This is a genomic window from Enterococcus sp. BWB1-3 (assembly GCF_016745275.1).
Lineage (GTDB): Bacteria > Bacillota > Bacilli > Lactobacillales > Enterococcaceae > Enterococcus_L.
In genome coordinates this window covers 1-14,631 of the sequence record NZ_JADOEP010000021.1, presented here as the reverse complement: position 1 = coordinate 14,631, position 14,631 = coordinate 1, and the positions used below count along the sequence as shown (strand labels likewise).

General features: G+C 36.6%; 13 protein-coding genes. 2 read left to right on the top strand and 11 right to left on the bottom strand.

Annotated features, from left to right (window positions below):
* Positions 1-37 precede the first annotated feature (37 nt).
* From uxuA to IW492_RS13360, 8 genes are all read right to left on the bottom strand, one after another.
* A complete protein-coding gene (gene uxuA / locus IW492_RS13395; RefSeq protein ID WP_202068147.1) occupies positions 38-1,102 on the bottom strand; it encodes a mannonate dehydratase in 1,065 nt (354 codons plus the stop codon).
* Positions 1,103-1,173: 71 nt separating this feature from the next.
* Positions 1,174-1,623, bottom strand: coding sequence for a PTS sugar transporter subunit IIA (locus IW492_RS13390; RefSeq protein ID WP_202068146.1), 450 nt, complete (start codon positions 1,621-1,623; stop codon positions 1,174-1,176).
* 88 nt (positions 1,624-1,711) lie between these two features.
* Entirely contained in the window at positions 1,712-2,602 is an 891-nt protein-coding gene (locus IW492_RS13385) for a hypothetical protein (protein ID WP_330928097.1), read from the bottom strand.
* A gap of 123 nt (positions 2,603-2,725) precedes the next feature.
* Positions 2,726-3,232 carry a PTS system mannose/fructose/N-acetylgalactosamine-transporter subunit IIB gene (locus tag IW492_RS13380; protein WP_202068145.1) on the bottom strand — a complete coding sequence of 169 codons (507 nt, stop codon included), beginning with the start codon at positions 3,230-3,232 and terminating at the stop codon, positions 2,726-2,728.
* A gap of 26 nt (positions 3,233-3,258) precedes the next feature.
* Entirely contained in the window at positions 3,259-4,116 is an 858-nt protein-coding gene (locus IW492_RS13375; protein WP_202068144.1) for a PTS system mannose/fructose/sorbose family transporter subunit IID, read from the bottom strand.
* A gap of 139 nt (positions 4,117-4,255) precedes the next feature.
* Positions 4,256-5,098, bottom strand: a complete 843-nt coding sequence (locus IW492_RS13370; protein WP_202068143.1) for a PTS mannose/fructose/sorbose/N-acetylgalactosamine transporter subunit IIC — start codon at positions 5,096-5,098, stop codon at positions 4,256-4,258.
* A 13-nt stretch (positions 5,099-5,111) separates the two neighbouring features.
* A complete protein-coding gene (locus IW492_RS13365) occupies positions 5,112-6,218 on the bottom strand; it encodes an iron-containing alcohol dehydrogenase family protein (RefSeq protein ID WP_202068142.1) in 1,107 nt (368 codons plus the stop codon).
* An 18-nt stretch (positions 6,219-6,236) separates the two neighbouring features.
* Positions 6,237-7,235, bottom strand: a complete 999-nt coding sequence (locus tag IW492_RS13360) for a D-isomer specific 2-hydroxyacid dehydrogenase family protein (RefSeq protein WP_202068141.1) — start codon at positions 7,233-7,235, stop codon at positions 6,237-6,239.
* Positions 7,236-8,508: 1,273 nt separating this feature from the next.
* On the opposite strand from IW492_RS13360, the gene IW492_RS13355 reads away from it, so the two are divergent.
* Positions 8,509-9,399, top strand: coding sequence for a MurR/RpiR family transcriptional regulator (locus IW492_RS13355; protein ID WP_202068140.1), 891 nt, complete (start codon positions 8,509-8,511; stop codon positions 9,397-9,399).
* Here IW492_RS13355 and IW492_RS13350 read toward each other — a convergent pair.
* From IW492_RS13350 to IW492_RS13340, 3 genes are all read right to left on the bottom strand, one after another.
* Entirely contained in the window at positions 9,389-9,592 is a 204-nt protein-coding gene (locus IW492_RS13350) for a hypothetical protein (RefSeq protein ID WP_202068139.1), read from the bottom strand. The genes IW492_RS13355 and IW492_RS13350 overlap by 11 nt on opposite strands.
* 630 nt (positions 9,593-10,222) lie before the next feature.
* Complete coding sequence (locus IW492_RS13345) at positions 10,223-11,641, bottom strand: glycoside hydrolase family 1 protein (protein ID WP_202068138.1); 1,419 nt, start codon at positions 11,639-11,641, stop codon at positions 10,223-10,225.
* Positions 11,642-11,657: 16 nt separating this feature from the next.
* Entirely contained in the window at positions 11,658-12,968 is a 1,311-nt protein-coding gene (locus IW492_RS13340) for a PTS sugar transporter subunit IIC (protein WP_202068137.1), read from the bottom strand.
* Between the two features lie 494 nt (positions 12,969-13,462).
* Between IW492_RS13340 and IW492_RS13335 the strand changes: the two genes are divergently transcribed.
* Positions 13,463-14,188 (top strand): GntR family transcriptional regulator, encoded by a 726-nt coding sequence (locus IW492_RS13335; protein ID WP_202068136.1) that lies wholly within the window; start codon positions 13,463-13,465, stop codon positions 14,186-14,188.
* Positions 14,189-14,631: the final 443 nt, after the last annotated feature.

The following is a 14,631-nucleotide window of genomic DNA, read 5'->3' as shown; positions in this document are numbered from 1 at the left end:
AAAATTTATCATGCAGGTTAGTCAATAATACAAGCACTTATTTTTTGGCTTTCGTAATTGCTTCGTGCAACCCCTGCATATATGTGATCCCCATTGCACGATCATATAGCCCATAGCCTGGCATTGCGATTTCACCCCAGATAGTTCTTCCATGATCAGGACGAATCACTCCATCAAAACCAGCATCAATCAACGCTTGCATGATCGCATACATATCCAATGAGCCTTCTGTACTCAAATGAGCAGTCTCTTTAAATTTCCTTTCTCCCATAAAACCAACATTACGGAAGTGAACAAAGTTGATGCGATGACCGATCTGCTGGACCATCTCAACTAAATCATTTGCCGGATCTGCTCCTAAAGAACCCGTACAGAATGTAATTCCATTATAAGGGGAATCAACGATGTCCATAATTCTTTGCAGGTCTGCCAAATTTTTAGTAATTCTTGGAAATCCGAAAATTTCCCAGGGCGGATCATCCGGATGAATGGCCATTTTAACATCCATCTCTTCACAAACCGGAATAATCTTCAATAAGAAATATTTCAAATTTTCAAACAAATCTTCTTCTGTGACACCCTCATAAATTTTAAGTAAGGCATCAAATTTTTTCAGTCGTTCTTCCTCCCAGCCAGGTAAATTAAACCCTTTGGATTGGCTGTGAATTAACGTATACATTTCACTTGGCTGCATTTTATCTACAACTGACTGATCATATACAAGCGAATAACTGCCGTCACTATTTTCATAGGACAAAGTTGTTTTTGCCCAGCCAAATATTGGCTTGAAGCTATAACAAATCAAGTTCACACCACACTTAGATAAGTTCCTAATGGTTTGTATATAATTGTCGATGTATTGATCCCGATCTGGTGTTCCTGCTTTGATTGCGTCATGAATAGCTACACTTTCAATTCCAAGCAGCTCTAAATCACCAGCTTCTACAGAATCCTTCAATTTTTGAATTTCATTTACTTCCCAAATATCTCCCGGCAATTTGTTCAGCAGAGTTCCCACAATACCGTTAATACCGGGAATCTGCTTCACATTTTTTAATGGAATGGAATCTTTTTCTCCATACCATCTGAATCCCCATTTCATCTACGCATCATCCTTCACTTATTTTTTTGAGTCCGCCCTCAATGATTTCTCCGTCAGCTTTTCCAAGATTTTTAGAAATCATCATCCTCTTCGGCATCATTCTCATCTACCATGGACACATGCCAGATAGTTACACTGCCTGTTCCTTGTTCAGCAATCGCTTGAGCTGCCTGATCAACAGCTGTACCTAATATTTGATGATTGATTGCTTCCAAAAGCATCGGCAGATTAGCTCCGCTTATAACATGAACCGAATGTTGCAGCTCACTTTCCAGTTCACTGATGATCAATAATGACTGGTTGTATGGACTGGCACTAACTAAATCGACCAATACAACAACGCCGTCTCCCTGATTTACCTCTTGAACCGCTTGTTTGATTTTCTGTCCCAATTTCTGAATGTCGTCTCCCTGATTCAGACTCACTGTCGCAATATTCTGTGTTGCGCCCATAATAACTTCTGCTGAATCCTTTAGCCCGTCACTCAGTTTACCGTGTGTTGCAATGACAATCCCAAGCATCTTATGTCCTCCCTATTTCTAGTAGTATATATTTTCACAAATACTGCTTTAGCACCTCTATTTACCTAAACAAGTTAGACGAGAAGTATCAATTAAATAATTCTATTATTTTCGTCAAGTTTTTCTGGTTTAGCACTTTTTTCTTCAAATCAGATTTTTTAAGATAATAGGCATTTTCATGATCCCCAATTGAATTTCTTGCTCCAAATAAATAGCTCACTTGATTGTCTGACGGTTGGTGAACAGTCACCCCTTTCAGTCTGTCTTCTTTGGTAAAATTACCCATAAAATGCAGTTCAGTATCTGCACCGACACAATCGAGTGCATAAATTTTAGCTGAAGCTTTACAAGAACTTTTCAAGACATCAAGACCCATATCTCCAAAACTGCCTTCATCTACAAAAGCGAAAGCCATTTTATTTCCCTTTATCGTTTGTATAAGTGTTAATAATGATAAGACAGAGGAAGTATTGCGAATAAGATTTTTTCTGCTGGATAGACCTTTAGCTACTTTACTAAGCAAGTAAAAATAAACACCATAGCCTAAAATAATAAGCAATGTATTGAAAGAAGCAAAATCAAATGTATTATTGGAAACCCGCATATAAAGAACGGTTAACAGTAATCCAATCAATAAGCTCGCAATAGATGTTGCCAGTATAAAGCTTGTGACAGCTTTACTTTGTTTTTTTCTGTCAAACAAATAATACGGACCAAATCCCTGTGGAGGGGTATCATAATACGTGCAAATGATTCGGTCAGCTGTTTCAATATTCCCAACGTATAAATTACTGGAAACATATTTTTTATTTTGCTTATATTCAATCACTTGGATATCTTGACGTATTTTGACTATATCTGCTGCCAATGCTGAAAGAAATCTTTGTTTCTGTTTATTAGTACGTCTCAAGCGATAGACATACTGATAGCGAAAGATCCAGTCTTTAAGCTGCTCGTTTTGTTCCATAATGCCAATCACTTCCCATCATCCATCTCACTTTACTAGCTTTTAAAATAAAAATTATCACAGCTGCTTTAAAAGGTTAACGCTCCGTCTCCATTTTTTCAGCAGAAGTGATAATTCTCACTGACAGAAATCAGATTACAAATTGAATTTCACCAACACTTCTTTTAGTGATGATTTAGGCGCTGATGGTGTTGCTTGGAAATAAATATTTTCCACACCGTAGCTTTCATTCAATTCTTTTAATTTTTCAGCATCCTCTTTATTTAAATAAACAGACTTTGTTACCAAAATATCTTTCGCTGGATCTTTCTGAGCAATTCCTCCAATATTTAATTCTTTCATAGGAAGACCATGCTTTACTAAATCGTAAATAGCACCGACTGTTTTAGTAATCAAAATACAATTGTAATCTTTAAATTCATATTCATCCCAATAAAACTTTGCCTTATCAGGAGTGATAACGATTGTTTTTTGCCCAGTACGGCTTCCTGCGCTCTTATATAAATCACGCATAAATTTGTCTTTAGCCACTACATCATCTACAACAAAGATCGAATTTACCCCGCTCTTTTGTGATAATGTAACCATTACTTGACCATGAATCAGTCTTTCATCAACACGTGCTAAATTGATTACGCCCATTTCCATTCACTTCCTTTTATTTTAATTTATAAGATTCCAACTGCTGCCAATACAATTAAAATACCTGTCAGCCAGACCAATGCCTGCGTTACTTTTAGTCCTTTTTTCGTATAGAACCAGTACACACCCATTACGACTGCCAATGGTAATATCCCTGGAATAATCTTATCGAGTATTTCCTGAATAACAAACTCTCGCCCGGAAATCTTAAACTGCAAGGTTGAAGAAACTTTTACATAATTTCCGGCTAGAATTCCCATCATAAACAATCCCAAAACAGACAATGTTTCAATTGCGTTTTGAACACCTGAGCTTTGCATTAAGCCTGTTGCATTACGTCCCATTGAAAATGCTTGACGAGCAAAGAAGACTCCTAGTAATACCTGATACAATGCAAAGAAGACGAATGGGAATAATGCCCCTAATGCGCTTCCTTGTTCAGCCCAAGGAACAGCGATCGCAATAAAGATATACTGAACAGTTCCTGAATCGATTGCATCCCCAATTCCTGCTAAGGCACCCATTAAACCGGCCTTTGTGTTATACATCAAATCATCCTGCATCAACACTTCTGTGCCTTCATATTCTTCCTGCGCTCTTTGTTGCTCCATGGATGACATCAACCCAGTAATAACACCACCACCCCAGCTAAGCTGTGTATTAAAGAACAACAGCTGACGCTTGTAGGCAGCTTTCAACGCATCATCATCTTTATATAATTTTCTCAAAATCGGCATCATCGCATACAACAAAGATGGGGCCAGATAACGTTCAAATGAGTGCGGAATTTCATTTGCAAAATGCCATCTAAGATAAGCTTTTGTAACATCTTTCTTAGTAATTTCTTCTGGTGCAAGATTCGTATTTTTTGTTATCTCTGTCATTTTTTTCCCTCCTATTAAAACGCTTTTTGGCTCAGCTGATTCTAGAAGAAATTCAGCAAAGCGATCTCAGCTTTTTCTGTTTCACTTTTCTCAATTTCTAAAAACTGGCAAGAAGCTCAAAAAGCTAGACTCATATTAATTAGAACCCGTCATCGTAATCATCTTCATCATCCCCATCAAAGGATGGTGCTGCACTTGTGTCGCTGCTTGCCGCCTGTATATTTTTCCCTTTTTGAGACTGTACGAAAATCAATGCGATTAAAATACCAAACACTGCATAAGTAACCATTGTTACTTCTAATGATTTAAATACGATACTCATGAAGTATGCAAGGAAGAAGAAAACCATATAGTCTTTTCGACCAATAACATAAACAGTTGTTGCAATCCCGATTGCAGCTAAGCCGCCGCCGACAACCTCCAACACGTGAATAACCACAGTTCCTTCTAAAGCAGTGATTACATCAGCAATAACTGGTGCTCCAAAATAAAGAGCAATAAATACTAATGGTACGAATAACAAAAATGATGCAATTGTTGGATAAGCAATTATCGAACGTGAGATAGCTTTCGGATTCAAATCGTCTACTGCTTTATCGGTGTATTTTCCTAAAAATGTATTAATGAAGAATCTAAATTGGTACAAGTAGCTTCCCAAAAGGCCAACTGGTACAGCAACTGCAATTGCCGCTTCTGGAGCCAAATTTCCCATCAATGCAACGGGCACCGCAATCGCAGCTGCGATTGATGGTTCGGCAGGCATTGAACCTCCTGGTGAGAAAACACCCATATAAATCATTTGAAGTGATGCGGTTACAATCATCGCTTGAGGAACATTCCCCATTACAATCCCTACAATAAGCCCTGTCATCAATGGTGAAAAGCGCAGCGTTAATGTTGCTCCTCCCCCAAGCCATCTTGACATAACGGCTGCTGTCCACACTGCTATTAACAAACTTTGCGTTACACTTAATGTTTCCATATGTCCTCCTCCTCTATCTCTTTCCTTTAATGTATTCTTCCAACTGATAAATTGATTCCTTTAACAAATCTTCAGTAATCGTTACCGGGATGAGATGAACTTTTTCTTTTGAATCAATAAATTTAACTATAGCATCAATGACTGTTTCATCTTCAGGATAGATGCCCATCTGATGTAAAGACATTGGTAAATCCAACTCTTGATAAAATGGAAGCAGCTGATCGATTGAGGCCCATTTATTCTCGATTGCCAGCTGATAAAAAATACCATAAGCTACTTTTTCACCATGTAAAAACTGATGACTTTTAGGAATATATTTACTCATCGCATCATGCATTGCATGAGCAGCGGCATTCCTAGCATATTTATCGCCCAATCCGCCAACCATTCCTGCAATGGCAAAAACAATTTCTGATAAGCGAATAAACTCGTCGGAAAGTTCACGATTTTCCATATCCTGAATAGCTTTTGCCGAATCCTTCACAATTGCGTCCTTACATAGCGCTGCTGTGTAGCCTGCTAATTGCAAAAATGGCTCTTTTTTTAAATGAGTTTGCTGTAAAATAGCATCTGATTCATACCATTTAGCAATCGTATCTGCTAATCCAGCAATAAAAAATGCCACTGGTGAGTTAATAACCAACACAGGATCTGTTATTAGAAAAGCTGCTTGTCTCAGATAATGCTCCGTTTTGCCTTCTGCTTCTCCTGTTTCTTTATACATCACTGATAGTGGTGTCCAAGGCGCGCAATTACTGGCTAAAGTCGGTATTACACCAAAATTACTATTTGATACATGTGCTGCATAACCAACCAGATCAGTTAGTTTTCCGCCGCCAACACCAATGATGAAATCAATTTGCTCTTTTTTTACAATCTCAACTATTAAATCTGTCCCAAAATAACTGCATTCTCCTGTGTATTGATGATAAGAAAAATTATAGCGATCATCATTTAAAAATCCCATTTTCGGCTGTGCTTTTTCCCATGATACTGTTCCATGTACAATCAGAACATTCTTCGCAGCATATTCGTTTAGTACGGTTGGAACAAAGTCAATTGCCCCTTCATGATATTGATAAAATTGAGGCCCTACTTTTACTTTTAAATCATCTAGCATTCAAACACTCCCTACTTTCTACGCAATGTAGGCACTATTCGGCTGTACCGCTCGTTCTGGTAATTTCCTCTGAACGACATTCTCTACATCACGAACACATTTTTCACCCATTTCTTCCAGACATTCCATTGTATAGGCTGAAGTATGCGGAGTCATAACCACATTTTCAAAAGAAAGATATGGATGATCTTTTCGTCCTGGTTCTTCTTCTAAAACATCTGTAGCAAACCCTGCGATTTTTCCAGAGCTTAAGCCTTTAATAATTGCTTCCTCACTAACTAAAGCACCTCTCGCACTGTTTGATATATAAACATTGTCTTTCATCTTTTCAATCTCTTTATCTGAGATCATATGATAATTTTCTTCTGTCAGATTCGCACATAAACAAATGATATCTGATGATTCAAGCAGCTCATCCAACTCCACTTTTTTGGCGCCAAAGCTTTGAATATGCAAAGCAGATTTATATGGATCATAAGCTAAAACATCACAGCGAAAGCCATTGCGGACAATTTCCACTACTCCACTGCCTGTATTACCGACTCCAATGACTCCAACTGTCTTATTAAATAACGCCCGACCGACAAATTGAGCCCGATCTTCCCAACGATCTTCTCGTACACGCTGATCCGCTTTTGTTGTACAGCGTAAAACAGCCATCAAATTAGTTACATTATTCTCGGCAACTGCATCACGTTCAACAAGAGCCGGAATAATTGTAACGATTGTATTGTGCTTTTCAGCTGCATGAATATCAATATTATTGTAGCCGATTCCATGTCTTGTAATTAGAATAAGTTCATCTTTATAAGCAAAAAATTCTTGTGTAAAAAATGGCGTAACACTTGCAATAATAATATTGTAGCCTTGAAGAAGTTCAGCAAGTTCTCGTCCAGGAATCTCACCATCAACAGTAAAATGTTTGATCTGACCGATTTTTTCTAGCCTTTCAATATGTTTGGGGAAAATTTTACCAAAGCTACTGGAATTAACAATTGCAATCTTATATTTCGACATATCTCTATCTAACTCCTTCTTTAATCTAGCTCCCTTGCTATTCATTTTCAGTTTGACCAAGCTGTCTGCGCATTTGTTCTCTCGATTTTTTGTAAGCCTTTTCACAAAAAGCACTTCTTAATCATCTATTCCTAAAATAACCCTAGCAAACTTTTTCATCTCCTCCTTCACTGAACAGCTTTGTTGCAGAAATTAGGGAATCAATATTTCTCCACATAGAATAGTTCACCCCTCTGCAATACGCCGCTTTTTAAATTACTGATTAAAGAACGAAAAAAATTGTTTTGACGATTTCTGTTCTTCTTTCTATATCTAGATAGTACTTCATAAAAAAAATTATGTAAATGTTTTCAGTTAATAAAAAATATTTTTTATTTCCATCCTTCAAAAGCTCTAATCAGCAGCATTGAAAACGAATTCATAAATATGAATAAATACGACAAATCTAATAAAAAAATACAATTTTAAAAAAAGTCCTTCTTTACTCAACCACGAATAATTAGAACAAAAAAAGTTCAGATGACAGTGATAAGATTCAATTCATATTCGTTTTTTTATAATAATAACAGTAGATACCAACCTACAAATATATTTGAAAAATAAGTGACTACATAAGTATGTAATATATATAAATTCTATGCTGATGTTATATAATAACCTAAATAAAGAATGCCTTAGCATCAATCAGGGGAAAGACAAAAATAAAAATTGCTCTGTCATTTCTCCTTGAAATCTAAGCAGATTTTTTTCAGTTCTTAGAACCGACAGCTGAAAATATATACAATTTTTCAATTTATTTAACCGAAACTTTTTTTCTAAACGTCAATAAAAATAAAAATTGTTTTTTATGATTTTGTTCTCTATAATAATAAATGAGTCCGATTAGATAAATCACTTACTTTTTTTGTTAATTGCTTTAGCTGGATTTACTCTCCTATTGATAAATTAATTATTAGATGTGTAGCATAGATAAGCTGAAAAATGGCAGTTTAATTCATTTAAAGATCTAAAAACAACTCCGGACTAGACAACTGAATATACTCAACTTTCTACAAAATTCTATTATTTCTCGTCTTTCGTGCTTGCTATTACTTAAACAGGTGAAAGAATAGTACGTATTCACAATTCAAATATTTTCTTTTGATTGCACCTGTACTGATTTTATTTCTTATCAATGATGTTTTAGCGAATGTTATGCAGCAGGTCGCTGCTTTCTACTAAACTCCTTTAAGTTGACGTTTAGAATGCAGTAGAAATCCAGATGGAGGTCATTATGAAAAACCATTATTTAGATCAACGAATTAGATTAAAAAAGGGAAATCTTAGCGAAACTGAGCAAAAAATTGCTGATTATTTGGTCCAATCAGACGAGCTGATCTCTCGAAAAACATTAGAGGAAATGGCCAGTGACATTGGTGTTTCTCAGTCTTCTATTTATCAGTTTGTTAAAAAAATCGGTTATAGTGGTTTTCAAGATTTTAAAATCGATATTGCCCGTAATTCAAATTACCAGCCTACCTTCCATAATTTAAATTATATGACAGGTGCAGAAGATATTCATCCAGAAGATTCCAGTATTGATATTGCCAAAAAAGTGTTACAATCAAATATTTATTCATTAAGCAATTCCACTCACTTTTTAACTGAAGAATTGCTTGACAAGGTTTTATCGCTGATTTATTCAGCTAAAACATTACATTTTTTTGGACTTGGAGGATCTTCCATTGTTGCTTTTGATAGTTTCCATAAATTTATCCGAACTAAATATCGCTGTAATTATATTTTTGACTATCATATGCAGCTGGGCTTCGCCACAAAGCTAACAAGTGAAGATTGCGTGTTCATTTTTTCTCATTCAGGACAAACAAAAGAATCTGTAAACCTGGCGAGACAAATAAAAAAAACATCGGCAACGATCATTGCTTTAACTGGCAACAGCGGATCTGAGCTTGTTACTTTAGCCAATCAGGCAATCATTGTTTTAACCGAAGAAACACTTTTTAGAACAGAATCACTGGCTTCCAGAATCAGCTATCTGACGGTGATGGATATTTTATATACAAATGTTATGCACCACAACTATGATCAGAACATCGAATCAATCAAAAAGATTAGAGACAACATCAGTACTACCAAAACAGATCCCTATAATTTTACACCTTAGAAGCTTTCACTTGAAGAATAATACAAAATAATCCTTTCAAGAATTTAGGTTTTGTAAAAACACCTCGGTAAGCAACGGAAGACAGACGCAACTCTAAAAGCAAATGAGAAATGACCAAGCGTACTTCTTGTGTTACTCTTGGTTTGACTTCATTTAGTGAGTGACTCGGCACGATTTTTACCAAGTCACTCACGGCTGGCTGCCTCCATCTACAGTTGTTTATTAGAGGCATTCGACTTTATTTTGCAGCTATTTTTTCATGCTTTTGTCGTGGAACAAACCAATTTAATCACTTCTCTTTTCTAGCAGTAATGATAATAAAATATATTAACACAGCAAAAGTCCGAAAACTGCTCTTCATTATTATGGAGAAGTTTGTCCGTTTTAAAAACGGACAGTTGAAACCATAGAACATCCTGTTTGTTTCTCTGTAAAGAGAGAGGCATCCAGCCAAGTATACAGGAACCTGTTGCTTAGCTGGATGCTGCTTTTTTTCTTCTGTGCTTCCCATTTTTTAGCTATCTATTTTTCACTTTGTTTCAAGCTTTTTTGTTTGTATTTTCTGTATACTTTTATCATGTACATACTAGAGTTAGCGGGTAAGTTATCCGCTGAAATATCATACCCGTCAGTGTTCATAAGCTTTAAAAAATAACTTTCCTATTTCTTCATCAAAGGAAACCGTATCTTATTGTCTGCCCAATTAATAGGCTTATATCCCAGACTAAAAATTGTAATAGTTACGACAACTGGTTTTTTCCAAAGGTTTCATTAGCCATGATAGAGGTTTCGAGCTGCTCTATCTTGTTTTTTTATCAAAGCTCTATTTAAATTCTTCCATGTCTGGCATTTTCAGGATTCGATTGTCTATGAGTGTCTGATACCAATAAGCTGATTTTTTAAGTGTTCTGGTTCTATCTTCATCCAGTTCTATACGCACCAGTCCATATCGGTTTTTAAATGCGTTCATTGGAGAGACACAATCTGTAAATGCCCATAACATATACCCTTCACAAGTCGAACCAGCTTCAATGCCTCGAAGCAAATGGTACAAGTGTTTAGAGATAAATGCAATGCGATAATCATCCTGTACAACACCAGCATCATCTTGGTATTGTTCTTCTTGTTCTCTCCCCATTCCGTTTTCAGTAATCAGCCAAGGGATAGGTTTGTAATTGTTTTTCAGATACATGGACAGATCATACATAATTTCCGGATAAATTTCCCAGCCACGTGAGTTATTCATTTGTTTCCCAGGAAGATCAAACGTTTCGTAGTATCTTTCTGGGTGGAAAGGCGTATTTTCATTCCATTGATAGCGTGGTGAGCGGACTCGCTTCGGATAATATTGATTGATACCTAAAAAATCAACGGTGTTCTTTCCTATTACCTCTAATTCTTCTTCTGTTGGATCGAAGTAGATATCATGCTCTTTGCATAACTCTATTAGCTCTTTAGAATAGGTGCCATTAATCATTGGGTCAAAAAAGACTTTATTAAAAAATAGATCATAGATCTTTGCTGCATGGAGATCTTCAGCAGAGCTGGATCTTGGATAAACCATTTCAGGATTTATAATGCAGCCAATCCTTCCATCATATTGTTCTTGATGGTAAACTTCCACTACTCGAGCAGTCGCTAATGCTTTGTGATAATTCCAAAGCATCCATTTTTTAGTATTCTGTTCATGAGGCCAACGTACAGCATCTAAATAGCACCTTGTTTGAATAACGATTGGTTCATTAAACGTAAACCATTGTTTTACTCGATCTCCATAACGTTTAAATGCAATACGAGCATACGCTACATATAGTTCCAATACTTTTTTAGATGACCAGCCGTCGTACTCTTTCATCAGATATTCAGGAACTTCATAGTGTTCCAAGCAAATCATCGGCTCAATACCCGCTTTGATCAATGAATTAATCACCTCATCAATATGACTTGCATATTCTTCATCCACAATCAAATTCTCATAGTCTGTAAAAAAACGTGCCCAATTGATAGAGGTTCGATAGTGCGTCAAATGAATTTCTTCCATTAATGCAATATCTTTATCATACTCTTCAAAAAAATTTGTAGCTACAGCTGGACCATAGCCTTCATTCCAAACAAACTTTTCATTTTTATACCAACTATCTAAAAATGAGTCCTGCCCCTCCTTTTTTCCTTTCCATCCTTCTGTTTGCCAAGCAGAAGAAGCGGCACCAATGATAAATTTTTTTGGAATTCTGATTTCCATGTTTTTCCTCCTAGAACTAAGCAACTTCAGTGGTTACTTTGTTTGATATTTTTACAAAAGGTAAGTAGATCAATATTGATACAATGATACAAATAATTTGGGTTAAAACGGCACCCATATCGCCTGCGGTTGCCAGATAAGCATTGACAATTGGCGGCATTGGCCAAGGAACCATAACGACTGCTTTTGCTGCAAAACCAATGGATGTAGCGATATAGCCAATCGTTCCAGTGACCAATGGTGTAACAATAAACGGAATTGCCAGAATTGGATTAAGCATAATTGGCATCCCAAATATTACTGGTTCATTAATATTAAAAATTCCAGGTGCCAGTGATAATTTGGTTATTTCTCTCATGTCCTCTCTCTTACTAACAAGTAAAACAGCAATTAAAAGTCCGATTGTTACACCTGAACCGCCCATACTCATATACATATCCCAAAATGGCATCGTAATAATATTAGGAATCTCTTTACCTGCTTCAAACGCCTCAGTATTGACAGCAATCGCTGCAAGAAGCAACGGTTCACGTACAGGTTTAACCATCTGATTTCCATGAATACCGATTACCCAAAAAACCTGAGCAATCAACATTAACAGTAAAATACCCGGTAAGCCTTGGACAATTCCTTCTAATGGTTTTTGAATGATGTTATAAATAATATTGTAAGCATACATTCCAGTTAGTGCTTTAATAACAAAGCCTGCTGTAGCAATAATAGCAATGGTTAATATGGTCGGGAATAAAGATGAAAAGCTTTCTGATACATTTGCTGGAACAGTGTCAGGCATTTTCAGTTTGAGTCGATCTTGTCTGCCCAACCAACAGTATAATTCTATTGAAGCGATTGCAACAAACATTCCCAGAAAAAGTCCTTTTGTATCCGTATATTGCTTCGCCAAAACATTTTCTGCAATGACTTTGACATCCTCTGCATTAACAAATTCATAGACAAAGGGATTAACAGAAAGATAACTCATCACAGCAATAATCCCAGGGAAAATCCCGTTTACTTTGTTTAATTTTGCCAGCTCAATACCAATTAAAAAGACTGCATAAATTGTTAGAAAGCTTAAGGTAACATAACTGATTGCTGACGAAATAGGCTTTAAATCAGCTAAAAAACCTAACGTACTAATACGAGCCAAGCCATTGTCACTATCAAATACCATTGCTGAAAACAAGGTACCAAATGCACCTGTAATGATTACAGGTATTAAAGATGCAAAAGCATTTTTTATCACCATGATATATCGTAACGAATTAATCTTAGTTGCAAACTTTCCGAGAACTTCGGTAAGTTTTTCCATAAAACCATTTTTCATAATAGTCCTCCTCAATACTTAATATACATTTCCAACTATGGTATACTTTCCTTACAAATTTGAAGAAGCAAGGAATAAAAACGCGAATATCTCTTTTTTTGCAATCGATTACATCGTTAATTTAATACATGGAAAGACATTTGTAAATTCAAATTAATTTATACTAAAAATTTGTAAACTTATGCATTTACAAATTCATCTAATTAAGGGAGAATGCTTACGCACTCTTGATTGTCTACCATTCAGCTAGTTGTTCCTGCGCAAGCAAAACTGGCAGCTAGTCTTGTATGCCCATTAGACATGCGACGAGGATCGTAACACAGTGAGAACCGGAGGAAAGCGATTTTAGTGTTGTGCTTTGCGACGAGGATCACAGCGTAGCGAGAACCGTAGGAGCAGCAGCCCTTCCCCTTCCATAGAAACCCTTTCATGCAAGGGAATGAATGCTTACACCTACCCTCTCGCTAGTCCTACTAAAGATTAAGGAGAAAAAAATGCCATTTTATCAGTATATTGCAACAGATCTTAGAAAGAAAATCATTGATGGAATTTATCCGAAAGAATCCAGACTGCCTAATCAAACGGAGTTGGCTACAATCTATAACACAAGTCGCGTAACGATTCAAAAAGCTTTAAAGCATTTGCAAATTGAAGGATTCATCGAAAGCAGGCAAGGCTCAGGATCTTTTGTAAAAGGTCCTGAATCTGTCTATGATTATGATGCAACCAGCTATGGCGGAATGACAAAAAAACTCGGCCATCTAGGAAAACTGGACAGCAAAATCGTTTCTTTTGAAGTAACCTTTCCCAGTGAGAAGGACCAAGAGAAACTAAAGCTTCAAAAGAATGATCCTGTTTACGATATTATTCGCCTGCGTATATTAGATGAAGAACCTTTAGCTCTAGAGTACACTGTAATGCCAGTACTCCTTATTCCTGGAATTACTGAAGATATTCTGAAACATTCCGTTTATCAGTATATTCAAGAAGAATTACGCCTGAATTTTGGAAAATCCCATAGACGGATTAAGGCAGACAAGCCCGATCAATATGATATTGAGCATCTCCATTGTCAAGCAGATGATCCGGTTCTGGAAATCGAACAAACAGTTTATTTAGATAATGAAATTCCATTTGAATATTCCCAAACAAGACATCGGTACGACAAAGGAGATATCACCGTTATTAATAAGTTCAGCAAACATATTTACCACTTGTAAATCTTTTCGTTAGCAAATTAGTGTAAAACAAAAAATCCCTTCGTTTATAAGCTCTGTTGCGCCTATAAACGAGAGGATTCTTACTATTTTTTTTTACATTATTCAAGGGGCTGTGACATAAGTTTGTACTAGTCCCTTAAAACCGAATAAACGGTGTTCCAGTCTTTGTATGATTCGAGCATTCGAAGAAGCGTAGAAGCAAGTTCATACATGCCCCTAAGACATGCGACGAGCATTCGAAGAAGCGTAGGAGAAAGTTCCTACATGCCCCCCAGACATGCGACGAGCATTCGAAGAAACCGTAGGAGAAAGTTCCTACATGCCCCCCAGACATGCGACGAGCATTCGAAGAAACCGTAGGAGCAAGTTCCTACATGCCCCCCAGACATGCGACGAGCATTCGAAGAAGCGTAGGAGCAAGTTCCTACATGCCCCCCAGACAT

Coding starts and splice junctions, on each gene's coding strand:
- uxuA (WP_202068147.1), bottom strand. CDS start 1,102: ATGAAATGGGGATTCAGATGGTATGGAGAAAAAGATTCCATTCCATTA.
- IW492_RS13390 (WP_202068146.1), bottom strand. CDS start 1,623: ATGCTTGGGATTGTCATTGCAACACACGGTAAACTGAGTGACGGGCTA.
- IW492_RS13380 (WP_202068145.1), bottom strand. CDS start 3,232: ATGGGCGTAATCAATTTAGCACGTGTTGATGAAAGACTGATTCATGGT.
- IW492_RS13375 (WP_202068144.1), bottom strand. CDS start 4,116: ATGACAGAGATAACAAAAAATACGAATCTTGCACCAGAAGAAATTACT.
- IW492_RS13370 (WP_202068143.1), bottom strand. CDS start 5,098: ATGGAAACATTAAGTGTAACGCAAAGTTTGTTAATAGCAGTGTGGACA.
- IW492_RS13365 (WP_202068142.1), bottom strand. CDS start 6,218: ATGCTAGATGATTTAAAAGTAAAAGTAGGGCCTCAATTTTATCAATAT.
- IW492_RS13360 (WP_202068141.1), bottom strand. CDS start 7,235: ATGTCGAAATATAAGATTGCAATTGTTAATTCCAGTAGCTTTGGTAAA.
- IW492_RS13355 (WP_202068140.1), top strand. CDS start 8,509: ATGAAAAACCATTATTTAGATCAACGAATTAGATTAAAAAAGGGAAAT.
- IW492_RS13345 (WP_202068138.1), bottom strand. CDS start 11,641: ATGGAAATCAGAATTCCAAAAAAATTTATCATTGGTGCCGCTTCTTCT.
- IW492_RS13340 (WP_202068137.1), bottom strand. CDS start 12,968: ATGAAAAATGGTTTTATGGAAAAACTTACCGAAGTTCTCGGAAAGTTT.
- IW492_RS13335 (WP_202068136.1), top strand. CDS start 13,463: ATGCCATTTTATCAGTATATTGCAACAGATCTTAGAAAGAAAATCATT.